This window comes from Caballeronia sp. ATUFL_F2_KS9A (assembly GCF_023630765.1).
GTDB classification, from domain to species: Bacteria; Pseudomonadota; Gammaproteobacteria; order Burkholderiales; family Burkholderiaceae; genus Caballeronia; species Caballeronia zhejiangensis.
Window position 1 is genome coordinate 47,031 of sequence record NZ_JALQEK010000033.1, and the last position, 25,066, is coordinate 72,096.

Annotated in this window: 21 protein-coding genes and 1 pseudogene; 10 read left to right on the forward strand and 12 right to left on the reverse strand. The window is 62.4% G+C overall.

What is annotated here, in order from left to right:
• Positions 1-67 precede the first annotated feature (67 nt).
• The 5 genes from NCS67_RS23305 to NCS67_RS23320 form a co-directional block, all read right to left on the reverse strand.
• Positions 68-2,188: an ATP-binding protein gene (locus NCS67_RS23305; RefSeq protein WP_250436831.1), complete on the reverse strand. Its 2,121-nt coding sequence runs from the start codon at positions 2,186-2,188 to the stop codon at positions 68-70.
• Between the two features lie 97 nt (positions 2,189-2,285).
• Positions 2,286-2,924 (reverse strand): Vgb family protein, encoded by a 639-nt coding sequence (locus NCS67_RS23310; RefSeq protein ID WP_008348584.1) that lies wholly within the window; start codon positions 2,922-2,924, stop codon positions 2,286-2,288.
• Between the two features lie 36 nt (positions 2,925-2,960).
• Positions 2,961-4,181, reverse strand: a complete 1,221-nt coding sequence (locus NCS67_RS23315; protein ID WP_250436833.1) for a helix-turn-helix domain-containing protein — start codon at positions 4,179-4,181, stop codon at positions 2,961-2,963.
• Between the two features lie 164 nt (positions 4,182-4,345).
• Positions 4,346-4,474 (reverse strand): hypothetical protein, encoded by a 129-nt coding sequence (locus tag NCS67_RS31930; RefSeq protein ID WP_284504144.1) that lies wholly within the window; start codon positions 4,472-4,474, stop codon positions 4,346-4,348.
• A 50-nt stretch (positions 4,475-4,524) separates the two neighbouring features.
• Positions 4,525-5,523 carry an FUSC family protein gene (locus NCS67_RS23320; RefSeq protein ID WP_008348589.1) on the reverse strand — a complete coding sequence of 333 codons (999 nt, stop codon included), beginning with the start codon at positions 5,521-5,523 and terminating at the stop codon, positions 4,525-4,527.
• Positions 5,524-5,810: 287 nt separating this feature from the next.
• Here NCS67_RS23320 and NCS67_RS23325 point away from each other — a divergent pair, with 287 nt between their 5' ends.
• From NCS67_RS23325 to NCS67_RS23340, 4 genes and pseudogenes are all read left to right on the forward strand, one after another.
• Positions 5,811-7,367 (forward strand): methyl-accepting chemotaxis protein, encoded by a 1,557-nt coding sequence (locus tag NCS67_RS23325; RefSeq protein WP_284504145.1) that lies wholly within the window; start codon positions 5,811-5,813, stop codon positions 7,365-7,367.
• 232 nt (positions 7,368-7,599) lie between these two features.
• Positions 7,600-8,896, forward strand: a pseudogene (locus NCS67_RS23330) (MFS transporter).
• 353 nt (positions 8,897-9,249) lie between these two features.
• Positions 9,250-9,828 (forward strand): PAAR domain-containing protein, encoded by a 579-nt coding sequence (locus NCS67_RS23335; RefSeq protein ID WP_250436837.1) that lies wholly within the window; start codon positions 9,250-9,252, stop codon positions 9,826-9,828.
• Complete coding sequence (locus tag NCS67_RS23340; protein WP_008348594.1) at positions 9,828-10,475, forward strand: M35 family metalloendopeptidase; 648 nt, start codon at positions 9,828-9,830, stop codon at positions 10,473-10,475. The genes NCS67_RS23335 and NCS67_RS23340 overlap by 1 nt, the downstream gene beginning before the upstream one ends.
• Positions 10,476-11,152: 677 nt before the next feature.
• Here NCS67_RS23340 and NCS67_RS23345 read toward each other — a convergent pair.
• Entirely contained in the window at positions 11,153-12,076 is a 924-nt protein-coding gene (locus NCS67_RS23345; protein WP_008348596.1) for a LysR family transcriptional regulator, read from the reverse strand.
• 153 nt (positions 12,077-12,229) lie between these two features.
• Between NCS67_RS23345 and NCS67_RS23350 the strand changes: the two genes are divergently transcribed.
• From NCS67_RS23350 to NCS67_RS23370, 5 genes are read left to right on the forward strand one after another with little or no spacing between them, the layout of a single operon-like run.
• Entirely contained in the window at positions 12,230-13,405 is a 1,176-nt protein-coding gene (locus tag NCS67_RS23350; protein ID WP_250436839.1) for an L-rhamnonate dehydratase, read from the forward strand.
• A 46-nt stretch (positions 13,406-13,451) separates the two neighbouring features.
• Positions 13,452-14,750: an MFS transporter gene (locus NCS67_RS23355; protein ID WP_250436841.1), complete on the forward strand. Its 1,299-nt coding sequence runs from the start codon at positions 13,452-13,454 to the stop codon at positions 14,748-14,750.
• Between the two features lie 24 nt (positions 14,751-14,774).
• On the forward strand, positions 14,775-15,776 hold the full coding sequence (locus NCS67_RS23360; RefSeq protein ID WP_008348602.1) for a 4-hydroxythreonine-4-phosphate dehydrogenase PdxA: 1,002 nt from the start codon (positions 14,775-14,777) through the stop codon (positions 15,774-15,776).
• Between the two features lie 4 nt (positions 15,777-15,780).
• Positions 15,781-16,737: an amidohydrolase family protein gene (locus tag NCS67_RS23365; RefSeq protein WP_008348604.1), complete on the forward strand. Its 957-nt coding sequence runs from the start codon at positions 15,781-15,783 to the stop codon at positions 16,735-16,737.
• Between the two features lie 24 nt (positions 16,738-16,761).
• Positions 16,762-17,682: a dihydrodipicolinate synthase family protein gene (locus tag NCS67_RS23370; protein WP_250436843.1), complete on the forward strand. Its 921-nt coding sequence runs from the start codon at positions 16,762-16,764 to the stop codon at positions 17,680-17,682.
• Here the strand turns inward: NCS67_RS23370 and NCS67_RS23375 are convergent, their stop codons facing one another.
• Positions 17,683-18,594 carry a LysR family transcriptional regulator gene (locus NCS67_RS23375; protein ID WP_250436926.1) on the reverse strand — a complete coding sequence of 304 codons (912 nt, stop codon included), beginning with the start codon at positions 18,592-18,594 and terminating at the stop codon, positions 17,683-17,685.
• Positions 18,595-18,688: 94 nt separating this feature from the next.
• Between NCS67_RS23375 and NCS67_RS23380 the strand changes: the two genes are divergently transcribed.
• Positions 18,689-19,789, forward strand: a complete 1,101-nt coding sequence (locus NCS67_RS23380) for an NADH:flavin oxidoreductase/NADH oxidase (RefSeq protein ID WP_008348610.1) — start codon at positions 18,689-18,691, stop codon at positions 19,787-19,789.
• Between the two features lie 42 nt (positions 19,790-19,831).
• Here the strand turns inward: NCS67_RS23380 and NCS67_RS23385 are convergent, their stop codons facing one another.
• The 5 genes from NCS67_RS23385 to NCS67_RS23405 all read right to left on the reverse strand — a co-directional run bounded on the left by NCS67_RS23385 (position 19,832) and on the right by NCS67_RS23405 (position 24,975).
• Positions 19,832-20,518 carry a substrate-binding domain-containing protein gene (locus NCS67_RS23385; RefSeq protein ID WP_250436844.1) on the reverse strand — a complete coding sequence of 229 codons (687 nt, stop codon included), beginning with the start codon at positions 20,516-20,518 and terminating at the stop codon, positions 19,832-19,834.
• 5 nt (positions 20,519-20,523) lie between these two features.
• Positions 20,524-21,207, reverse strand: a complete 684-nt coding sequence (ligK, locus tag NCS67_RS23390) for a 4-carboxy-4-hydroxy-2-oxoadipate aldolase/oxaloacetate decarboxylase (protein WP_175982593.1) — start codon at positions 21,205-21,207, stop codon at positions 20,524-20,526.
• Position 21,208: 1 nt separating this feature from the next.
• Entirely contained in the window at positions 21,209-22,234 is a 1,026-nt protein-coding gene (locus NCS67_RS23395; protein ID WP_250436845.1) for an amidohydrolase family protein, read from the reverse strand.
• A gap of 15 nt (positions 22,235-22,249) precedes the next feature.
• Positions 22,250-23,599 carry an MFS transporter gene (locus NCS67_RS23400; protein WP_250436846.1) on the reverse strand — a complete coding sequence of 450 codons (1,350 nt, stop codon included), beginning with the start codon at positions 23,597-23,599 and terminating at the stop codon, positions 22,250-22,252.
• Positions 23,600-23,673: 74 nt separating this feature from the next.
• The gene (locus NCS67_RS23405; protein ID WP_250436847.1) at positions 23,674-24,975 is read right to left on the reverse strand and encodes a gallate dioxygenase; all 1,302 of its coding nucleotides are present in this window, start codon (positions 24,973-24,975) and stop codon (positions 23,674-23,676) included.
• Positions 24,976-25,066 lie beyond the last annotated feature (91 nt).

Genomic DNA, 25,066 nt, shown 5'->3' on the forward strand with positions numbered 1-25,066 from the left:
CCTGTTCTATTGATGGGTTTGATCGGTGTTTATCGGCGCGGAGAAGAAAGTCTTGAGAAAGGAACCGCTACGCCGCGGCCTGCAGCGCCCCCGCGATTTCCTTCGCCAGCGCCTCCGCGCGATACGGCTTGCCAAGCAAGGTCACGTTCGGCCGCAGCACGCCATCGCGCGAGATGATGTCGCGCGTATAGCCGGAGACGTAGATCACCGGCACGGGCCGCTCCTGCGAAAACGCCCATTCCGCGAGATCGGCGCACTTCACTTTGCCGGGCATCACGACGTCGGTGAGAATCAGGTCGACGTTCACGCCGCTTTCGAGCACGCTCATCGCGGCATCGCCGTTAGCGGCGCGCAGCACCGTGTAATGCATCGCTTCGAGTATCGCGACCGTCGACATCAGCACGGCGGGATCGTCATCGACGACGAGCACCGTCGCGCCGCCCGTGTGCGCCGTCATCGCATCGACGCGCAGTTGCGCGGTTTCATCGTCGAAGCTGCGCGGAAAGAACATCTCGACCGTCGTGCCCACATCGACCGAACTCGACACCGCGATATGCCCGCCCGACTGCTTGACGAAGCCGAACACCATCGAGAGGCCGAGACCCGTGCCGTGCCCTTCCGGCTTCGTCGTGAAGAACGGCTCGAATGCGCGTTCGAGCACGTCGGGCGCCATGCCCGCGCCGGTGTCCGATGCGGACAGCTTCACGTATTCGCCCGGATGCAGATCCTTGCCCTCGCACGCCGCCGCATCGAGCGCTTCGTTCGAGCAGACGAGCGTGAGCTTGCCGTCGCCGCGCATGGCATCGCGCGCGTTGATCGCGAGATTCAGCAGCGCGTTTTCCAGTTGATTGCGGTCGACGCAGAAGTTCCATGCGTGCTCCGCGAGCAACGTGTTGATGGATACCGACGGTCCCACTGCATGCTGCAAGAGCTCGCGCATCTCTTTGAACAGGCGCTGCGGATTGATCACGACCGGCGACTGCGGTTGCCGCCGCGCGAACGACAGCAATTGCGAAGCGAGCTTCGCGCCGCGCTGCACGGCTTCCATCGCGGCGTGTACGCGCTCGGGCACGCGGCTGTCCGTCGGCGGCAAATACTGCAGCAATTGCAGGTTGCCGCTGATCGCCTGCAGCGTGTTGTTGAAGTCGTGCGCGACGCCGCCCGTCATCGCGCCGAGCGCTTCCATTTTCAGGCTCTGACGCAATTGCGCCTCCACCGCGATGCGCGCGGCCACGGCTTCGGAGATCTTGTCTTCGAGACCGCGCGTCAGTTCCCGCAAGGTCTCTTCGGCGATCCTGCGATCGTGAATGTCGATGATGACGCCGGGAAAGCGCATTGGTCTGCCGGTTTCGTCGTGGTCGCAGCGGCCGGTGGCGAGAATCCAGGTCCATCGCGCATCGCCGGAAAGGATGCGGTATTCGGCGCGAAACGGCTCGCCGTGCTGCAGCGTGCGCACGATAAGCCCCCTGACGCGTTCCAGATCCTCGGGATGGATCTTCGCGAACGCCGCCTCGATCGGCATGCCGCGCGCCACTTCGTCGAGCGAAAACGAAAACGTGCGCGCGAAGCGCTCATCGCCTTTCACGCGATTGTCGGGAATGTCCCACACGAACGTGCCGAGCACCGCGCCGGAATTGAGCGCGAGCTGCAAGCGCTCATCGGCTTCGCGAAACGCGCGTTCGGCTTCGGCGCGCGTGCGTTCGAGCAGCACGCGCCCGGTCGTTTCGACGACGATCGCGAGCACGCCGACGGGCACGCCTTCGTTCGACGCGACCGGGCTGTAATGCAGATCGAGCCACACTTGCGCATCGCGACCGTCGCGCGGCAACGTAAAGCTCATGTCGCGATACGAAAGCGATTCTCCGCGCAGTCCCGTATCGAGCACATTGCGATTGAACTCGGCCGCCTCGGGCCACGCCGCTTCGATCGGCATGCCGAGAATGCGCGGATGACGCCCGCCCGAAAAATGCGCGTATGCGTCGTTATAGAGCAGCGTGCCTTCGTCGCCCCATAGCACGGCCATCGGCAACGCGTTGCGCAGCATCATCTGCACGACGGAGCGCAACACTTGCGGCCATGCGTCGATGGGACCGAGCGGCGTCGCGCGCCAGTCGTAGTCGCGAATGGCGCGCGCTGTTTCGCCGACCCAGGAATCGAGCTGACGGTGATCGGAGATATTCGAAGTCAAAACCGGCCTTAACTGTCTGAAGAATCGCGTGGTCGTTCGCGAATTCGACAGCATAAAGGCTATTCGTTCAGACCTGAAGCGCTACCCGCCATGCCTCTTATCCGCGCTTCGGTTTGCGCACCGCGCGCACCTTGCCCGTGCGCCCGCCGCCGCAGAAAAAGCGGTCGCGTCCATCCGATTCGAGTCCCGACACGCCCACGCCTTCGGGCATGTCGAGCCGCTCGATGACTTCGCCCGATTGCGCATCGATGTGCCGCAACTCGCTTTCGTCGCCTTCCCACGTCGCGTGCCACAGTTCGCCGTCGATCCACGTCACGCCGGTCACGAAGCGATTCGACTCGATCGTGCGCAGGATCGCGCCATCGTCCGGATCGATCTGATGAATCTTGCGTTCGTTGTACTGCCCGACCCAGAGCGTGCCCTCGGCCCACGCGAGCCCCGAGTCCGCGCCGCCGCCCGGCGCGGGAATCGTCGACACGACGCGACCGGTTCGCGGATCGATCTTCTGGATGCGGTCCTCGGCGATCTGAAACAGATGCTCGCCGTCGAACGCGGTGCCCGCATGCGCCGCGACTTTGAGCGTTCGCGCCTTCTCGCCGCTTTCGGGATCGAAGGCGTTGAGCGTATCGCCGGCGGCGAACCACACATGCTCGCCGTCATACGTGACGCCATGCACGCCGTCGATATCCGGAAAAGGCCCATATTCGCGGATGATTTCCGCCTTCGCGCGTTTCATCGCCGTCCTCCTGATGATTGATTCGATGGCTTCATGCTAATCACTCGCGAGATCGACGGGGAGTAACAAGGCCGTCGCGAATCCGGGCATCGGCGGCGTGGTCCAGCGGCGCGCACGGCCGCGACCGAATGATTGCACCTTGCCGCTCGCGGCGAGCGCATCGAGCGATCGCTGCACCGTGCGCTGACTCGCGCCAAGCGCAATGGCGAGCGCGGAGCTGGACCACGATTCGCCATCGGCGAGAAACGCGAGCAGCGGCGCATGTTCGTCTTCGACGGGCAACGCGAGCACCGCAACGTCGCGCGCGTGACGCGGCTTCAGCACGAAGCCGCGCGGCGTCGCATCGATGTTCGCGTGTGCGCGCAGCATCGTGCGCAGCCGGCCCATCTCGACGCGCAAGCGCGCGCGATGCGTTTCGTCCGCTTCACGAATGCGAAACGCGCGCAGGATCAGCGCGTCGCGAGGCACATCGCCGGGCCACGCTTGCGCGAGCATGCGCGCGAGCGTGAAGAGCACGGGGCGCGTCGCGAGCGACATCGACGTGCCGTTTTCGCGCACGCAAAGACGGCACGCATCGACGACGAAGGCATTCGATGCGAACAGCGCTTCGACTTCATCGAGCCGGAGCAGCCGCTCTTCGCCCTGCGCGATGAGACGCGCGGCGGGCGCGTTGAGGATGCGCCACGCGCTGTCGACTTCGGCGGCGAGCGCGGGAATCGCAGCCTCACGCGCGGCAAGCGTCGCGCGTTCGAGCGCCGCGCGCGCCGCGTGGGTCTGCAGACGGCGCATCGCGATGCCCGCATCGATGAGTTCATGCGCGGCCCGCGATGCAGCGGGCAGCGCCGCATGATCCAGTTCGACGAGCATGCGTTGCGCATCGCCGATCCGTCCGATGAGAAGCGCGCGCCGCACTTCGAGATAGCGCGCGTGCGCGGCGTTGACGTGATCGCCGTGCGCTTCGAGAATCGCGCGCGCCTGATCGAGCGCCTTCGCGGGCCACGCGAGATCGCGCGATGCGAGCGCGATTTCCGCTTCCGCAACGATGCAGCGCGAACGCGCCAGCGCCTCTTTCGCGCCGAACGCGCGCGCCGCGCTTTTGACGAGCGCGCGCGCCCGAACGAAGTCGCCGAGCTGCGCCATTGCGATGCCGCGCAACGCGAGCGCATTCGCATCCTCGCGCAACGCGATGCGATTCAGCGCGCCGAGCGGATCACCTGCCGCGAGCGCGCGCGCCGCCGCCGTGATCAGCGAATCCATGCGAATCCCGACACACTTGTCACTCCTTTGCCGTGCACGCCCGCGACTAATCTAACACCGTACTCGACGTGCCTTGGCAGGAAGGACATCATGAACATAGAACGAGAGAGCAGCCGCTTCGTCGCGATAATCGCGCTCGTCGTCGTGGCGAGCGTGATCGCGATTCATGCGATGCACATACCGATGTCATCGATGAGCGAGTGGCCGATGCCCGGCGGCTGGATGTCATCGCCCGCCTTCACGCCGATGTGCGGCCGCGCATGGTTGCGCGCGATGGCGGCGTTCATCGGCATGTGGCTCGCGATCGTGAAGGCGACGCGCTTCGTCTTCGATCCGCGGACATTCAACGCGACATGCGACGCGCCAGCACATGCGCGCCCAGCACGCACACGATGCCGATGACTCCGCCCGCGAGCACATGCGTGAGCCGCTCGAACGCATCGGCGGCGGACTGATTCGCCAGCATGATTGCAAGCGCAACGAACATGCAGCGAAAGAAGTATCCGACGATATAGCGCTGAAATGCGACGAGCGTGAGGAACGCGGCGAGCGTCGCGAGCGTGACGGCCATGCCCGAATGCGGCACGACGAAGCGCCCGAGCACGATGCCGATCGGCACGCCCGCGATCACGCCCCACGCGCGGTTCCGCAGCTTCGTGCGCGCCGTATCGACCGAACCGGTGACGATGCTCGCCGCGCCCCAGATCACCCAGTTCGCGTGATCCATGTGCGCGTACACGACCATCATCGCGGCAATGCCGACGCTTGCGAGCATCGCCGCGAGGTCTTCGCCGAAGGGCGCGCGTTCTCCGAAATCATCGAGATTGGACCAGCGTGACGCGGGCTTGCCACGCGAGCGCATATGCGCCGACAACATCGCGGGCACGAGCGCGGCAAGGAGATAAGGCAACCAGGCGGGCGCGGCGTGCAACAACGCATCGACGGTGCGTCCGCCGTGCAGTTCGTTCGCGAGAATGAGCACAGGAATGAAAGTCCAGTTGCCGACCGTGCGAAGTTTCGACCCGCGCGATGCCAGCAGAATCACGCACGCCGCGAGCGTCATGCACGCGACGACGAAGAACGCCGGCACGAGTTCGGCAAGCAGCAGCAGATACGTCCCGGCGATGACCGCGAGTCCGTGCGCGACGACGCCAGGCGGTCTCAACGCGAGCTGGTCTTGCGCGATGGTCGTGGCGATCGCGAGCAGCGACGCCTTCATCCATAGCGCGTTGCCGGTGGCGAGCGCAAGCGCGACGAAAGGCAGCAGCGCGATCGTTGCGTGCGCGAGCGGCCAGAACTTGATCTCGCTGGCGATACGAAGATGCGGTGCATCGGCGGACATGCGCTGTGGCCTCTTCGTGAGTTCGCATGAAGTTTAGTCGTCGGTCCGGGCCGATGTGAACAATCGCTCGCAATGCGCCGTCGATTCCCGGTTCGCTCCGGCAAAACCCTTAAAACAGGGCTTCTTCGCATGACCGTGCTAAAACATCATTTAAACGTTTTCTAAAGGACTTTGCGCTGCGGTCGTTATACAGATCAGCCGATGCACTCATCGGCGGCGCGGCAGACGAAGCATCGCCGTCACCGCTCGCGCACGCGCCCTTGCGATGCAGCCACCTTGAGAGAGCTATGTTTTCCACAATCAAAGGCCGACTGGCCTTGGCCATGATGCTTCTGAGCGCACTTCTGATCGCGGTCGGCATGGTCGGACTGATCGGCATGACTCAGTCCAACACGGTCACGCACGACCTCTTCACGAATGAAATGCCGAGCGCGGTATCGGTCGGCAATGCGGAAATGTTCGTGGCGCGCGAGCGTCTCTCCTTCGATCGGGCGGCGCTGAACGTGGGCACGCCCGCGGCGGAAGAAGCCATCGGACGCGGCGCGTTGATGCGCAAGTCTTCCGACGAAGCCTGGACGAAGTACTCCGGATTGCCGCAGGGCCCGGAAGAGAAAGTGCTCGCCGAGAAGTTCGGCGCGCAGCGTCTCGCAGTGCAGAAGCTGCTCGACGAAGGCTATGCCGATATACGCGCGCAGGATCAGGCGAAGATCGTCGCCGATGCGAACGCGATGCAGGTCTCGTTCAACGAGCTGGCGAAGACGGGCATCTCGCTGCGCAAGCTGCAATTCGATCAGGCGAAAGCCGCCTATGACAACGGCCAGCAAGTCTTCGGCATGTTCCGCATGGCGTCGATCATCGCGATCCTCGTGGGCATCGCCGCTTCGTTCTATTCGTGGGTGTCGCTGCGCCGTCGCATTTCGCGTCCGCTCGATGTGGCGCTTGCGCAGTTCGATGCGATCGCGAGCGGCGATTTGCGCAGCAACGTGAAAGTGACGTCGAACGACGAAATGGGCCAGTTGTTGCGCGGTCTCGCGACGATGCAATCGAGCCTCATCGATACGGTGCGCACGGTGCGCGGCGGCAGTGAGTCGATTGCGTCCGCAACCAAGCAGATCGCGGCGGGCAATGTGGATCTTTCGTCGCGCACCGAAGAACAGGCGTCGGCGCTTCAGGAAACCGCGTCGAGCATGGATCAGCTGACCGGCACGGTCAAGCAGAACGCCGACAACGCGCGCCAGGCGAGCGTGCTCGCTGCGAATGCGTCGGAGATCGCGGGCAAGGGCAGCCATGTCGTGTCGCAGGTCGTGACGACGATGGGCGAGATCAACCATAGCTCGTCGAAGATCGCGGACATCATCACGATCATCGAAGGCATTGCGTTCCAGACGAACATTCTCGCGTTGAACGCAGCCGTCGAAGCGGCGCGCGCCGGTGAAGAAGGCCGCGGCTTCGCGGTCGTCGCTGGGGAAGTGCGCTCGCTCGCACAGCGTTCGTCGGCGGCGGCGAAAGAGATCAAGGAGCTGATCGACAACTCCGTCGAGCGCGTGCAATCGGGCGCCGCGCTCGTCGATGAAGCCGGCCGCACGATGACGGAGATCAGCACGGCGGTGCAGCGTGTGACCGACATCATGGGCGAGATCGCGGCGGCGTCGGAAGAGCAAAGCAGCGGCATCGAGCAAGTGGCGCGCGCCGTCACGCAGATGGATGAAGTGACGCAACAGAACGCGGCGCTCGTCGAGGAAGCGGCGGCGGCTGCGCAATCGCTGGAACATCAGGCGGGCGCATTGCGCACGGCGGTGGAGACCTTCCGTCTTCACGATGAAGGCATGCGCGCGACGGTCTGACGCCCTTTCGCGTCTCGATGATGCACGGCTCGCGATCCTTCGGGACGCGAGCCGTTTGTCTTTTGCCGAGCCATAACCGCCGGTAATCACCTCATGAGGCGAATTCAATAGACGGCTATCGCTGTTTTCGCGAGACTGCGGAGCGTCGGATCGACATGCGGTCCGTCCTCGATAAAAGAGCGCGCGCAACGAATCAGCCAGCGCGCAACAAGCCTCGGAGGAGACATAGAAGATGCTGCATCGACCCAGAGTCACCCGCTCCGTGCTCGCGCTGATGTGCGCGATGTCGTTCATCATGTATCTCGATCGCGTGAACCTGTCCGCTGCGGCGGGCCTCATACGCGACGACCTTCATCTCACCAATACCGACGTCGGCCTCGTGTTCGGCGCGTTCGCCTATACGTATGCGATCTGCCAGGTGATCGGCGGATGGTTCAGCGATCGATTCGGCGCGAAGACGACGCTCGTGCTGTGCGCGTCGATCTGGATCGTCGCGACGATCGCGACGGGTTTCGCGGGCGGCGTCGTGTCGCTGTTCTGCGCGCGCATGTTGCTCGGCGTCGGCGAAGGCGCGGCGCTGCCGGCGCAGGCGCGCGCGCTCGTCAACTGGTATCCGGCGAGCAAGCGCGGCTTCGTGCAGGGGGCTCACGCATTCGTTCTCGCGTCTTGGCAACGCGCTTACGCCGCCGTTGATCGCGTTGCTGGTCGCGTTCGCTTCGTGGCGTGCGTCCTTCGTGCTCGTCGGCGCGCTGACGGCCGTGTGGGTGATCGTTTATGCGTGGTACTTCGCGGACAATCCGCGCAAGCATCGGCATATGACGGCCGAGGAAGAAGCGGAGTTGCCGCCGGAGAACAAGGTCGCCGTCGACAAGACGCGCGAACCGACGCCGTGGGGACGCCTGCTCAAGCGCATCTCGCCGACGATGCTCGTCTACTTCTGCTATGGCTGGACCGGCTGGCTCTTCTTCACGTGGCTGCCGACGTTCTTCATGCATGGACGCGGGCTCGATCTGAAGAGTTCGGCGTTGTTTTCGGCGGGCGTGTTCTTGTCGGGCGTCGTCGGGAATACGGCGGGCGGCGTGATCTCCGATCGCATTCTGAAGCGCACGGGCAGCGTGGTTTCGGCGCGGCGCAACATGATCATCGTCGCGTTTCTCGGGGCGCTCGTGTTTCTCGCTCCGGTGATGTTCGTGAAGTCGCTGCCGGTCATGGCTGCTTCGATGAGCCTGTCGTTCTTCTTTCTCGAGATGACGATTGGCCCGATCTGGGCCGTGCCGATGGACATCACGCCGAAACATGTCGGGATTGCCAGCGGGCTGGTGAATGCAGGGTCCGCTATCGCGGGGATTTTCTCGCCGATCGTGTTCGGGTTTGTCGTCGATCGGACCGGGAGTTGGACTTTGCCGTTCGCTGGATCGTTGGGGTTGCTCGCGGTTGGCATCGTGATGACGTTTTTTATGCGGCCGGATATTGCGTTGGATAGCGCTGGTGCGGGGGCTTCTGGGAGGGAGTTGGGGTTTGCGGAGTAGCGGGTTTTTGCGGTCATTCGGCTGTTCGGATTTCTTTCGCCGGATCCCGGGTTCGTCCGCGGTCGTCGCTAAACACAGCGGCCGGGGTGACGTCAAGCATCGCCACCACGTCCGTCGAAGGATGCTATTCCGATGTTGCAATCTCGGACGGCGCTCACCTATCGACTGCAAATTCGCCATTGCGCAGTCACGTTGCATTCAAGCATACGCCCGGGTAGATCATCTCTTCTGACACGGCTTGTCCATCGTTTTCGAAAGTATCGTAGCTCGTCAACATAAAGTTACGCCTATCTATTCCGTCGGATACCTAAATCCGCTACGTTCGTTATCTCCGACAAAACAGATTGACGAACATGCAAGAACGCGACGTACTCAATGGCCGGGGCACGAGCAGTGAGCTTTCCATTGCTGGATCCGCCATGCGTAAAGCCGCAATACGAGAGGGCGATCCAACGACAACAGGTGGCTATGTCATCGCTGGTACATCAACAATTCGCGACGGCAAGAGAAAGGTTGCTCTCAGCGACGACCAAGCGACATGCGGGAACTGCGAAGGCACTTACAAAATACATGGGACCGGACAGGGCATAAAGGAGAAGGGCCGTCATGCGGTGGTTGATAACGATATCGTGCTCTGTCCGTGCAAACAGAATCGAGTCGTAATCGGGAAGAGACCGGGCATTTTCCTCAAGAGCGGCGCGGGTAGTGGCAACGCGCACGGCGCGAGCATGCCAACCATCGCTTCCGTTTTCGACGAACAATACGTCTTTCGCGACAGAACGAACGGTCGCCCCCTCGCTAACGTGTTCTATCGCCTGGTCAGCAGCAACGGCGTGACCGTGGAAGGTGTGACAGACCAAGCAGGACGGACGCAACGCATCAAAACCAGCTTAACCGAAAAAGTCGTGGTCGAGATTGAAGAAGCAGAATAATGGCAAAAGAGATATTTGAAGTTCATTCCTCGATGACTAACGCGGTCAAAGGCTCGTCGGTGGATGTGTATGTCAATACGCAGCGCATCTGCCCGAACATGACCAATGCGCAATTTAGGGAATTGGTCTTCTCTTGCAGAGACGAAGCGGTTCAGATGACTGATGCCCGTCTGAACGACCTTCGCCGATGGAATCAGGCGGACGAAGCGCGTGTCGACATATGGTTCGGGAGATGTGACGAAACGACTCGACAAACTCTGATCAGGGGCCTTTCTGCCATCTCGCGCGTTCTTAAGACTTTGAAGGCCGAAAACTTTGTGCGATGGGACCCCGATCACGCTACACATATTTCGTGCTCACCAAACTTGAGTAACGCCCTTGGCGCAGTGGCGGAAGTATGTGCCCCAGATACGGAGACGCACACCATCGCGATACGCGAGGCCTTCTGCGAAATGCGATCGGTGTCATATGCAAAGGACTCGATGGTTTCCACACTGATCCATGAGGCTAGTCACTTCAACGACACTATGGCGACCAAAGATTGGAGATACTTCATGAGAGAGTGCCTTCCGCTCGGCAAGACCAACCCAGAACAAGCCATCGAGAATGCAGACAGCATTGCCGGTTATGTCATCTACAGTATGTAAAGCAGTATCGAGTCTGCTTCTCGCCGCGTCGACAGGTGTGCTCGCCTGCGTTCCAAGCGAGAACTTCGACATCTACTTCAATCAGGACAGCGCGGAGGTCCCGACCGCGGAAGTGCTTCGGCTCGCAGGGTGGGTAGCAAAACAGCAGTTGGCGTATGCCCAACACGTCACGAAGGAGATAACGCAAATTAGCGGGCATGCAGAAACGACTGAGCGCGATCCGCAAAGGCTCGCCGAGGCGCGTTTAGTTGCGGGAAAGCGGTTGCTCACACAACTTGGCTTCGTTAGAGGAGAAGTCGAAACGGATACTCATATCTATGAACATTCTCGCCTGACCAACGGCAAGCGGGTCGAAGTCTCATTCCTTCCCGAGTGCCCCAACGTGTGTTGTCCGACAAGTTCGGGTCTTCCAAGGAACTAGGCAAAGTCGCGGTCCGCTGTGGCGCGTCTGCCGGCGCACGAGTACGCGCCGCCCGCTCACTTCTCGATGTTTGTCTTCTCGTCATGTGCAGCATTGTGTGCCGGCAATTGGATGTGAGCTTAGCAAGGACGCAGTAAATGCCGCCAACCCCGACGCACTGTCCCATAGGGCTCGCCGGCCGGCTCCCGCACAGGGGCAACGCCAATAGACCACTTAGAAAACGAGATCCGGCGAGAGCAAAAATAAAACCAAACCCTCAAGCCTTCCGAATAGCCTCAATCACCAACTGCGTGGCAGGACTAATCCGCCTGTTCTTCCTGAGAATCAACCCATAAGGCGCGAGACGCCCCCGCAACGGGGTGGGCAAAGAAGCGATGGTATCGAGCGCAGCATAATAATCCGCGACCGAGCTAGGCAACACAGCCAGCATGTCCGAATCCCGCAACAGCGACAACGTGGTCAGAATCGAAGAAGTCTCCACGGTACTCACCGGCGGCGCCACACGCGACTCACGAAACGTCTGGTCGATGATCTGCCGCATCGGACTCGGATGCGGCTGCACGATCCACGGATACTTCGCGAGATCGGCGAGCTTCGGCTTGCCCGCAATACCAACAGAAGGATGATCCGGCCGCGCAACGATCGCGAGCGCCTCTTCCGACAAGGTCTCGAACGTCAGATCCAGCGCTGAGAAGCCATAAGGAATGCGCCCGACGACAATATCCAACTGATCCTGCTGCAAGGCCTGCACGAGCACATCGCTCGTATCGATCTGCACGCTGATCTGCAAGCGCGGATGCGCTTCCTTCAACTCCACGATCACCTTCGTCAGCAAGTCAGGCGCAGGTGCCATCACCGCGCCGATCCGCACCTTGCCGATATCGCCCGCCTCGATCGCCGCGAGCTCATCGCGCAATTCATCGAGGTCCTCGAACACGACGCGCGCATAGCGCATCACCGCTTCGCCGTAGATCGTCGGCTCCATGCCTCGCGCATGACGCACGAACAGCGACGCGCCGATCGTGTCTTCCAGTTCCTTCAACGCCTTCGTCGCGGCAGGCTGCGTCATCGCGAGTTCGTCGGCGGCGCTTCTGAGCGATTCGGTTTCCGAAAGCGCCATCATCAATTGCAGATGACGTAAGCGCAGACGTTTGCGGATGGTCGAAGCGGGCGCGATCATGCGAGTGATAACTCCAGGAAATAGCCTGATTCAAATTATTCAATGGTCAGTTATCGCGGAGTTTCGCACACTAGCGCTACCCGAAACAGCCGCGCAAACCCTCGCATCATGCAGTGCGCGCGGCATCAATCGAACCACACGGAGACACCGAAGATGAAGATCAAGCATGTCCGCGCGCGCGTTTTCGAATGGAAAGGCAAGGTCGTTCCGCCGCAATCGCATTTCTGTACGAACGCCGTCGATATCCTCTACGAGCGCGGCGATGCAATGGGCTCGTTCCGCTTTCACGGCTGGCTCGTCGTCGAGATCGAATGCGACGACGGAACCGTCGGCATCGGCAATTGCGCGCTCGCGCCGCGCGTCGCGAAGCAGATCGTCGATGAATATCTCGCGCCTATCGCCATCGGCGAAGATCCGTTCGATCACGAATACATCTGGCAGAAGATGTATCGGCGCACGCTCGCCTGGGGCCGCAAGGGCATCGGCATGGCGGCGATCTCGGCGATGGATATCGCACTATGGGACATCATGGGCAAGGCCGTGAAGAAGCCCGTCTTCAAGCTGCTCGGCGGCCGAACGAAAGAGAAGATCTGGTGTTATGCATCGAAGCTCTATAACAACGACGATCGCGACGCGTTTCTCGCCGAAGCGCAAGGTTATCTCGATCAAGGTTTCACCGCGATGAAAATGCGCTTCGGCTATGGCCCCAAAGACGGTCCGAAAGGCATGGCGAAGAATCTCGAACAAGTGCGCCTGTTGCGCGAGCTTGCCGGCGATGACGTCGACATCATGCTCGAATGCTATATGGGCTGGACGCTGGAATACGCGCGCCGCATGTTGCCGCGCCTTGCCGAATTCAATCCGCGCTGGCTCGAAGAACCGGTGATCGGCGACGACGTCGAAGGCTATCAGGAACTCAAGAAGATGAACATCGTGCCGATCTCCGGCGGCGAGCACGAGTTCACGAGTTATGGCTTCAAGGATCTGCTCGAACGCCGGGCCGTCGATGTCATTCAATACGACACGAATCGCGTCGGCGGCATCACGGCGGCGCGCAAGATCAACGCCATGGCCGAAGCGTGGTCCGTGCCGGTCATTCCGCACGCGGGCCAGATGCACAACTATCACCTGACGATGTCGAGCACCGCGAGCCCGATGTCCGAGTTCTTCCCGGTGTTCGATGTCGAAGTCGGCAACGAGCTTTTCTATTACATCTTCGACGGCGAACCGCAGCCGGAGAACGGCTATCTGCAACTCTCCGATGAAACGCCGGGCCTCGGCATCACGCTGTCCGACAAGCATCTGAGCGACTTCAACATCATCGAATGACGATGCGACCTCGGGACCATGCAGCCCGAGGCGACAGGAGACGAACATGGAAAGCAGAATCGAAGCGCACACGGCGCACGACGCCGCCTCGTCCACACACGTGACGAGCGTGCGCTGGCGCATCTTCGGCGTGGTGTTCCTCATCACGCTGATCAATCTCGTCGACCGCATCTCGCTTTCCATCGCGATGCCCACCATCGCGAAGGAGTTCGCGCTCTCGCCCGCGATGCAAGGGCTCGTGCTGTCGAGCTTCTTCTGGTCATACGCGCTGTTGCAGATTCCGGGCGGCTGGCTCATCGACAAACTCGGCCCGCGCAAAGTAGTTGCAGGTGCAACTGTCTTGTGGGGTCTCTTCCAGACGCTGATGGGCGCAGCCACCGGCGGCATGTCGATGTTGCTATTGCGCGTGGGTCTCGGCGGCGCGGAGGCACCGCTCTTTCCCGCCGGCAGCAAGCTCAACGCGCTGTGGCTGTCGCGCAAGGAACGCGCGCGCGGCGCGGTGCTGATGGATGCCGGATCGCCGCTCGGCGCCGCGATTGGCGGTCTCGCGATCTCGAACCTGATCCTCATGTTCGGCTCGTGGCGCACCGCGTTCGTCGTCGCGGGGCTTGCGACCATCGCATGCGGATGGCTCGCATGGCGCTATCTGCGCGACGATCCCGCGAAACATCCCGGCGTCAATGGCGCGGAACTGGCGCATATCCACGACGGCGCGCCGCCCGCATCGAAGGCGATGCACGCAAGCCAGGACGATGCGCCGCTGCCGCTGCGCTCGACCATCGCGATGTGCGTCGGCCGCATGAGCTGGGCGATGATCTTCTTCGGCTTGCTCACGTGGGGCCCGAGCTATCTGACACAGGCGCGCGGTCTGAGCCTTTCGCAGATCGGCGCGGCGACCTTCTTCATCTTCCTCGCGGGCGCGCTCGGTTCGCTTTCCGGTGGCTTCCTGTGCGATGCCTTGTGCGGGATGAATCTGTCGCGCGGTAAAGTCGTGAAGACGATGATCGCGGTCTCGGGCATCGCAACGCTCGCCGTATTCGCCGCGCTCCCGACGATCACTTCGCCCGTCGTCGCGGTCGCCGTGCTGTGCGGCGCATCGTTCCTGCTGATGTGGGGCAGTCTCTACTGGAGCCTGCCTTCGCTGCTCGCAAGCCCGGGACGCGTGGGTCTGCTCGGTGCATGCATGAACTGCGCGGGCAGCGTCGGCGGCATTTCGATTCCGCTCATCACCGGCTTCATTCTTCAGTGCACCCGCTCTTTCGATGCGGTGCTGCACTTTTACGGCGCGTGCGCGCTGGTGTATATCTTCGGTTCGATCGCAATCGATCTGCGCCGCACGCGTTAATAACCGACAACGGACCATACAGACATGAAACCTCGCATCGCAGTGCTTCTCGGCGATCCCGCCGGCATCGGTCCCGAACTGATCGCGCGTCTCATCGCGAAGCCCGAGAATCGCGCGCGCGCCGATCTGCTCATCATCGGCGACAAGCGTGAACTCGATCAAGGCATGGAGATCGCGCAGCAACGCTTCGAGTATGGAGTCATCGACAACGAAGCGGCCGCCGCGCGCGATACCGGCGTGCCCTCGCTCATCGATTTCCGCCTGCCCGACGATGCGCCTTACGAGCGCGCCGTATCGACGGAACGCGGCGGCCGTTATAGCCTGGAAGCCTTCAAACAAGCGCTTGCGATGACGCGCGCAAACCGCACGCAAGCGATGCTGTTCGCGCCCGTCAACAAGACTTCGCTGCACATGGCCGGCATGGAAACGAACGACGAGATGGAATGGTTCGCGCGTCAGCTCGACTATAGCGGCGCGTTCTGCGAGTTCAACGTGCTCGACGAATTGTGGACCTCGCGCGTGACCTCGCATATCGCGCTGAAGGACGTGAGCGCGAAGCTCACGCCCGAGCGCATCGTCGGCGCGGTGCAACTGATTCACGATGGTCTGAAGCGCGCGGGCGTGGACAAGCCGCGCATCGCGGTGTGCGGCTTCAATCCGCATAACGGCGACAACGGCGCGTTCGGCCGCGAGGAAATCGACGTGATCGCGCCGGCCGTCGAAGAAGCGCGTGCGCGAGGCTATGACGCGCAAGGCCCCTTCCCCGCCGACACCATCTTCGTGCGCGCGCGCGATCAGAAGGTCTTCGATGGCGTGGTCACGATGTATCACGATCAAGGCCAGATAGCGATGAAACTCATGGGCTTCTGGCGCGGTGTCACGGTGCACGGCGGCCTGCCCGTTCCGATCACGACGCCCGCGCACGGCACCGCGTTCGATATCCACGGCCAGGGCCGCGCCGATGCCGGCGCCACGCAAAAGGCCTTCGACATCGCCGTGCGCATGGCGCAAGACCGCGTGAGCTGACGCCATGATGCAAGAACGCATCGAAGCATTGCGCGAACGCTTTCTGCAAAGCGGCGACGACGCCGATCTGCCCATCGTCGACGCGCATCATCACTTCTGGGACGTGTCGCGCAACTATCATCCGTGGCTGCGCGATCTGCCGCGCATCGCGTTTCGTTACGGCGATTACGCGTCGATCTGCAAGAACTTCCTGCCCGACGACTACTTCGCGCAGGCGGGCAATCATCGCATCGTGAAGACGGTGATGATGGAAGGCGAATGGGATCCGCGCGACGTGCTCGGCGAAGCGCGCTGGGCGACGGCGCTGCACGAACGCACCGGCTTGCCGAACGCGATGGCCGCGCAGATCTGGCTCGATCGCGACGATGTCGCCGATGTCATCGACGCCTATCGCGAGATGCCGCTCGTGCGCAGCGTGCGTCATAAACCGAAGACCGTGCCCCGCGCGGAACATCGCGCGGATTTCGCCGCGCCCGGCTCGATGCGTTGCGAACGCTGGCGGCGCGGTTATGCGTTGCTCGCGCAAAGTGGCCTGATGTTCGAACTGCAGGCGCCGTGGTGGCACTTCGAGGAAGCCGCAGAACTCGCGCGCGACTTTCCGCAGATGAAAATCATCGTGAACCATGCCGGCCTGCCCGCCGATCGTAGCGAGGAAGCGCTAACGGCTTGGCGCGCCGCGCTCGATGCGCTCGCGCGATCGCCGAACGTATGGCTCAAGATATCGGGGATCGGCGAACCTGGCGTAAGCTGGCGTGTCGAGCGCAACGGACGCATCGTGCGCAATGCGATCGAAAGCTTCGGCGTCGCGCGATGCCTCTTCGCGAGTAACTTTCCGGTCGATAGCCTCGTCGTCACGCTCGATGATCTTTTTACCGGCTTCAAGACGATCGTCGCAGCGCGCTCGCGCGAAGAACGTCTCGCGCTATTCTTCGACAACGCGTGCGCGCTGTACCGGATCTAGACCAACCAAAGGAGACTTACTTCAATGGCTGCACCTGTTTATCGCGGCGTCTTTCCCGTCGCTCCGACCATCTTCGACGATCAGGGCCGCCTCGATCTCGAAGGCCAGAAGCGCGCGATCGATTTCATGATCGATGCCGGCTCGCACGGCGTATGCATACTCGCGAACTTTTCCGAACAGTTCGCGCTATCCGATGCGGAACGCGACACCGTTCAGCGCACCGTGCTCGAACATGTGGCGGGCCGCGTGCCGGTGATCGTCACGACGACGCATTTCAGCTCGCGCATCTGTGCGGAGCGCAGCCGCGCCGCGCAGGACGCGGGCGCCGCAATGGTCATGATCATGCCGCCTTATCACGGCGCGACGATTCGCGTGGGCGAGCGCGGCATCCACGAGTTCTATCGCGAAGTATCGAACGCGATCGACATTCCGATCATGATTCAGGACGCGCCTGTCGCTGGCACGCTGCTCTCCGCGTCGTTTCTCGCGAAGCTCGCGCGCGACGTCGAGCATGTGTCGTACTTCAAGATCGAAACGGCGCAGGCTGCATCGAAGCTGCGCGAGCTGATCGAACTCGGCGGCGATGCGATCGTCGGTCCGTGGGACGGCGAAGAGGCGATCACGCTGATGCCCGACTTCGACGCGGGCGCGACCGGCGCCATGACCGGCGGCGGCTACCCCGACGGCATCCGCAAGATCGTCGATGCCTACTTCGCGGGCGATTCCGACAAAGCCGCCGAGCTGTATCAGCAATGGCTTCCGCTCATCAACTACGAGAACCGTCAGTGCGGTCTCGCGGCGTGCAAGACGCTGATGAAGGAAGGCGGCGTGATTCGCTCGGATGCAGTGCGTCACCCGCTCGCGCCGATGCATCCTGCCGTGCGCGAAGGCTTGCTGAAAGTCGCGCGCAAGCTCGATCCGCTCGTGCTGCGCTGGGGACATTGACTAGCGCCGACGCTTCTTCTTCGAATCGGCCTTGATTGTGGGAACGCCCACACGTTCCCGCAAATACTCCACGGTCCGCGCGCAACGCGCGGGCAGCGGCCATTCCGCGCGGCGGATGAGCCACAGCGTATCGATCACCGGCGCGCCGCATTCGACCACGCCGATCGCTTCTGGCTGGCCGAACGCGATGCGCGCATAACGCGGTATCACCGTGAAGCCGAGTCCGCGCGCGACGAACTCCAGTATGAGGCTGATCTGATTGCTGAAGCCTTGCCGGCGCAAGCTCGCGACGCCTGGATTGCCCGGGAAGCGGCGGCTCAGCAGACGGCTCGCGGTCATGTGCGCTTCCGGATAGTCGATGAAGCCGAGCCGTTCGAGATCGCTCCATTCGTGTACGTCTTCGTTCGCGGGCACGACGAGTTCGAGCGGCTCCTCGATGAACTTGCTCGCCGCGAGACGCGGATCGTCGGGCTTCAACGCGACGATGCCGAGGTCGTAGCGGCTCTCCAGCACGGCTTCGAGCACTTCCGAATCGGGCGCGAAGCGATGACGCATCTTCCATTCCGGACGCTGCTGCTGCAAATCGAGCAGCAGCGGAAACAGCACGAGCCCGATGCTGCCCGGCGTGATGAGGCCGATTTCGCCAGCTTCGTCTTCGCTATCCGACAGCCGGGAAGCGAGACGCTTGCCCGCCAGTTCCATCTCGTTGCAATAGTCGATCAACGCCCTGCCCGCCGGCGTGAGTTCGATGCCGCGCGGACGGCGAATCACGAGCAGGCCCAGTTCGTCTTCCAGATGACGAAGATGCTGGCTCACGGCGGCCTGCGTCAGATCGAGCCGCTCGGCGGCGCGCGTGAAGTTGCCGAGGTCGACGAGCGCGAGAAAGGTGCGCAGCCATTGCGGATTGAGCATCACGAAATTTTATCGAACCGATAATCTGCAGATAGTTTTCATTATGACACTGAACGGTTAATCTGAACGCCTTCATTGATACAGAGAACCACAGATGTCAGCACTCTTCACTCCTTTCAAACTGAAGGACGTCACGCTGCGCAACCGCATCGCCATTCCGCCAATGTGCCAGTACAGCGCCATCGACGGCTTCGTCAACGACTGGCACCTGAGCCATTACGCGAGCCTTGCGCGCGGCGGCGCGGGCCTCGTGATCGTCGAGGCGACGGGTGTATCGCCGGAAGGCCGCATCACGCCGGGATGCACGGGTCTTTGGGACGACGCGCACATCGAAGGCATGAAGAACATCGCGGCGGCGATCAAGGCGGCGGGCGCGGTGCCCGGCATCCAGATCGCGCATGCGGGCCGCAAGGCGAGCGCGAATCGTCCGTGGGAAGGCGACGATCACATCCCGTCCGACGATGCACGCGGCTGGGACACGCTCGCGCCATCGGCGGTCGCATTCGGCGGCGGGCTGCCGAAAGTGCCCAAGGCGATGACGCTCGACGACATCGCGCGCGTGAAGGCCGACTTCGCGGCGGCCGCACGTCGCGCACGCGAAGCGGGTTTCGAATGGCTGGAACTGCACTTCGCGCACGGCTATCTCGCCCAAAGCTTCTTCTCCGTCGATGCCAACCAGCGCGACGATCAATACGGCGGCGATCTCGCGGGACGCAGCCGCTTCATCGTCGAGACCTTCGACGCGGTGCGCGAAGTGTGGCCCGAGAACCTGCCGCTGACGGCGCGTTTCGGCGTCATCGAATACGACGGCCGCGATGAAGCCACGCTGAACGAATCCATCGAACTGACGAAGACGCTGCGTCGCAAAGGACTCGATCTGATGAGCGTGAGCGTCGGCTTCTCGACGCCCGATGCGCGCATTCCATGGGGACCGGCGTTCCTCGGCCCGATCGCGGAACGCGTGCGCCGAGAAGCGGAGATACCGGTTGCGTCGGCGTGGGGCTTCGATTCGCCGCCGAACGCGGAACACGCGGTCGAATCCGGTCAACTCGATCTCGTGATGATCGGCCGCGCGCATCTGTCGAATCCGCATTGGCCGTATCAGGCAGCCAAGCAGTTGAAGGTCGAGAAGCCGTCGTGGGCATTGCCCGCGCCTTATGCGCATTGGCTCGAACGTTACGCCGTCGCTGAATGACGTCGTGAAATGAAAAAAGCGCGCAATGGTTGCGCGCTTTTTTTAGTTGACCGGCTCCATGCCGTGTTTGATTTTGGTCGCGTCGGTATCGCTCGAACCGAGAAACGCCAGGAACGCGCGAGCATCTTTCGATGCGCTTGCGTTCGCACCGATCGCACCTTCGAATACCGTCAGCGTTTGAATCGCCGGCGGCAACATACCGAGCACGTCGATGCCTTCGACGCCGATCATCTCGCTCAACTGCTGGAAGCCGAGTTCGACTTCGCCACGCGCGATGAGCGCGCCGACAGCGACACCCGGCGGCGCCTGCACGATGCGCGATGCGATGCGTTGAGCGATGCCCCAACGCTCGAACAGACGCGTCAGATAGACGCCGCTCGGCCCCGTCGAATAACCGATGGTGCGCGCCGCGAGCACGGCTTCACGCACGGCGGCTTCATCGTCGATGGCAGGACGCCGCGCGCCCGCTTTCACCGCGATCGCAACGCCCGAACGCGCGATCCGCACGCGACTCGCTGCATCGACGTGTCCTGATGCCGCGAGCCGATCGATCGCATCCGAAGCGAGCACGACAATATCGAACGCTTCGCCCGCTTCGATACGCCTGACCGCCGCGACGCCGCCCACCGATACGATCGCAACGCGCTGGCCCGACTGCGCTTCATACGCGCAAGCGAGATCGTTCAGCACTTGGCGCGTGGCCATCGAAGAGATACCGGTGATGCTCATGCGCGTCAGTCGATATAGCGCAGGCCCGCTTTTTCCAGCGGTTCGCGCATCTTGTACATGTCGAGACCGAGCACGCCGCTTGCGAGCTTCGCGCGTTTTTCTTCCTCGAGCGCCTCGCGCGCAGTGGCTTTATCGAGCACCTGTTGCGCCGATGCGGACGGCACGACCACGACGCCATCGTCATCCGCGACGATCACATCGCCCGGCGTGACCCATGCGCCCGCGCACACGACCGGAATGTTCACCGAGCCGAGCGTCGCCTTCACCGTGCCCTTCGAGGAAATCGCGCGGCTCCATACGGGGAAGTTCATCTCCGTCAGCACGCGCACATCGCGCACGCCGCCGTCGATGATGAGCGCACGCGCGCCGCGCGCCTTGAAGCTCGTCGCGAGCAGATCGCCGAAGAAGCCGTCGGTATTGTCCGTCGTGCATGCGGCCACGACGATATCGCCAGGCTGAATCTGCTCGGCCGCGACGTGCATCATCCAGTTGTCGCCCGGTTGCAGCAACACGGTCACGGCCGTGCCGCTCACTTGCGCGCCCGCATAGATCGGCCGCATGTAGGTCTTCATCAGGCCGACACGGCCCATCGCTTCGTGCACGGTCGCCGAGCCGAGTGCGCCGAGCCTGGCGGCCGCATCCGCATTCGCGCGATTGATGTTGCGATACACCACACCCAGTTCGTACATATCAACGTCCCTTTGCTTTGAGCGCCGCATCGAGGCGCGGATACACGCGGCGCGCGTTGCCTTCGTAAATCTTGTAGCGCGCTTCCGGCTCGATCTGCGCGGCTTCGACGTAGCGCTTCGTATCGTCGAAATAGTGTCCCGTTTCAGGATCGATGCCGCGCACCGCGCCGATCATTTCGCTTGCAAACAAAATGTTGTCGACGGGAATCACGCGCGTCAGCAGATCGATGCCCGGCTGATGATAGACGCAGGTATCGAAGAACACGTTGTTGAGCAAATGATCCTTCAACAAAGGCTTTTTCAGCTCCTGCGCGAGTCCGCGGAAACGCCCCCAGTGATACGGCACCGCGCCGCCGCCATGCGGAATCACGAACTTGAGCGTCGGAAAATCGCGGAACAGATCGGACGTGAGGCACTGCATGAACGCGGTCGTATCGGCGTTCAGGTAATGCGCGCCCGTCGTGTGAAAGCACGCGTTGCAGCTCGTGCTCACATGAATCATCGCAGGGATGTCGTACTCGACCATCTTCTCGTAGATCGGATACCACGAGCGATCCGAAAGCGGCGGGCTCGTCCAGTGCCCGCCCGACGGATCCGGATTCAGGTTGATCGCGACATTGCCGTATTGCTCGACGCACTTCACGAGCTCGGGAATGCACGTCGATACGTCGACGCCCGGGCTCTGCGGCAACATCGCCGCCGGAATAAAGCTATCGGGAAACAGTTCGCTCACGCGATAGCACAGCTCGTTGCAGATCGCGGCCCAAGTGCTCGACACTTCGAAGTCGCCGATGTGATGCGCCATGAAACTCGCGCGCGGACTGAACACGGTGAGATCGAGGCCGCGTTCGCGCATCAGGCGCAATTGATTGCTTTCGATCGATTCGCGCAGTTCGTCGTCGCTGATATGCAACTCCGAAGCAGCCGGCATCTCCGATGGATTACTGATGCCGGCGATCTGCCGGTTGCGCCACGCTTCGAGCGCTTTTGGCGCGGTCGTGTAGTGGCCGTGAATGTCGATGATCATCCCTTACTCCAGGTACTAGTGTGCTGCAGTCGTTTGTGCGTGTGCTTCGTCGGCACGCGTGCGTTGTGCGACGAGAATCGATATTGCCGCGAGCGTCGCGGGCACGGCGAGCATCGCGAGGATCGCGCCGAACTCCCAACCGAGGCCGAGCAACGCGCCGCCGAATGCGGAACCGAAGATGCTGCCGAAGCGGCCCATGCCGAGCATCCAGCTCACGCCGGTTGCACGCGCGACGGTCGGATAACGTCCCGGCGCGAAGGCGTTGAGACCGGTTTGCGCGCCGCTCATGCAAAAGCCCGCTGCGAACACGAGCACCGCGAGCGACGACGACAGCGCGCCGATCCACGCCAGTCCGAGCACGCACACCGCGCCGCCGAGATACGCCGCGCTGATCACGGGCGCCGGACGCGCCTTGTCCATGATCCATCCGACGATGATCGCGCCGATCGTGCCGCCGATCTGGAACATCGCCGTGACGTTCGCCGCTGAGGAGACGGTGAGGCCCGCGTCCTTCATGAGCGTCGGCAGCCAGCCGGTCAGCAGGTAGATCACGAGCAGGCCCATGAAATACGTGACCCACAGCGCTGCCGTCATCAAACCGTAGCCGTGCGAGAACAACACGCCGATCGGCTTCTTCGTCGGCAGCGGAGGCTCGTTCGATACGAACGTTTCGCTACCATCGAAACGCGCGCCGCACACGCGGCCGAGCACCTTGCCGATGCGTTGCGAGGTCGCGCCGCGCACCGCGAGCAGACGCGCGGATTCAGGCAGCAGCCAGATTTGCAGCGGGATCAGCAAGAGCGGCAGCGCGCCGCCGAAGATCAGCACCGAGCGCCAGCCGTGCACCGGAATCAGCCAGCCCGCGACGAAGCCGATCAGCGCGGAGCCGAGATTGAAGCCCGTGAACATGATCGTGATGAGCAGCGCGCGCTTGCGTTGCGGCGCGTATTCGGAGAGCAGCGTCGTCGTGTTGGGCATCGCCGCGCCGAGACCGATGCCGGTCAGTACGCGCAAAAGCGCCATGCTGGAAGGCGAATTCGTGAACGCGGTCGCGATCGTGAAGACGCCGAAGAGGAATACCGAGGTAATCAGAACCCACTTGCGCCCGATGCGATCCGATGCCGGTCCCGCCGCCAGTGCGCCGATCACGAGACCGATGGGCGCCGCGCTCATCACGAGGCCGAACGCGGGCCGCGAGATATGCCAGTCCGCGATGATCGATGGCGCGACGAAGCCCATGATCGCCACGTCCATGCCGTCGGCCGTCACGATGAGAAAGCACAGCGCCACCAGCAGCCACTGGTAGGCGGAAATCGGGCGTTCGTCGATGAAGCCCTTGATGTCGATGGTTTTACCGCTAGTCATGTTTGTCTCCTGTCCCCTGTTGGCCGGAGTCGGTGCTTCTGCGCTTACTCCGGTCCCATGCAACGCGTTCGTGTTTAGCTTCTGGCCTTTTCCGCTTTGTCCCAGTCGAGCTTCTCCGAGCCTTTGCCCGCGACCGAATACAACGCGCCCGGTGCGTTGCGCGTCCTTTGAAACGCTTCGAGCGTTTCGCCGCGCATCGCGGCGTAGATATGCAGATTCGATATGCCCGTCACCGCGCCGAGCTTTTCGAGCATGAAGAAGATCACGCCGTAATGAAGCAGGCCGCGCCAATCGCGCCGGCGAATGAGATCGCGTTCCTGCTCGGAAAGGCCCGCTGCTTCGAAGCTCGCTTCTTCATCGGCCTTGAATGCCTCGCGATGCGCGGGCTCGACCATGCGATGCAGATAATCGTTGATGCGATACGCGCGCACCGCCGTTTCAATCGAGAACGGATACGTGCCTTCGAGCTTCTCGACATCGGTGAGCTGAACGGCCATCTTCTGACGATGACGCTCGACGATCGCGGGCTTGGTCTCGCTGTCCTCGCCTTCGTAGATCGCGGTGGCGATGCCTGCCATCGACGGAAGGTAATAGCTGCGATGCTTGCACACGACGTTCGACGAAAGCGCACCGCGCATCGTCAGCCACATGATGACTTCGGCGCCTTCGTAGCCGCCGAGCGCCGCATATTCCGCGATGGTCATGTTCGCGAGCTGCTCGGGATCGCGCTCGAAGAGATCGAGGAAGCGCGCGTCCCATTCCGTGTTGTTGAAGCCCGAGCGCTCGCCGTGAACCTGATGCGAAAGACCGCCCGTCGCGAGAATCGCGACCTTGATGTCTTCCGGATAACTTTCGATCGCGCGGCGCAGCGCCTGGCCGAGCTTGTAGAAGCGGCGCGCGCTCGGCACGGGCAATTGCAGCACGCCCATCTGCAGCGGCACGAGCTTGACCGGCCATTCGGGCTTGTGCGGACACAGCATCGAAAGCGGCGAGAAGCAGCCGTGATCGAGCGCCTTGTTCTGGAAGAACGACATGTCGAATTCATCGGTCATCAGCGAAGTGCCGATGTGCGCGGCGAGTGCGGGATGACCTTTGATCGGCGGCAGATCGCGCGCGCCGCCGCCTTCGTCCGCGACGCGCCATTCGGGACCGACGCCCAGCGCGAAGGCCGAATAGTGATCGAAAAAGAACGACGTGACGTGGTCGTTGTAGATCGTGACGATGACGTCGGGCTGCTTTTCCGCGAGCCAGTTCGCGAGCGGCGCGAAGTTCTCGAAGATCGGCGCCCAGACGGGATCGTCGCGCTTGTTCTTGTCGAACGCGAAACCGATGGTCGGCGTGTGCGAGGCGGCGATGCCTCCGATGATCCGTGCCATGTGCGCTACTCCTTCAGAATGCGTGGCCGAGCGGGCTTGCTTTAGGGAAACTGAAGCCGAAGGGTAGCGAGGAAGGAGGCAGGCCGGGTAC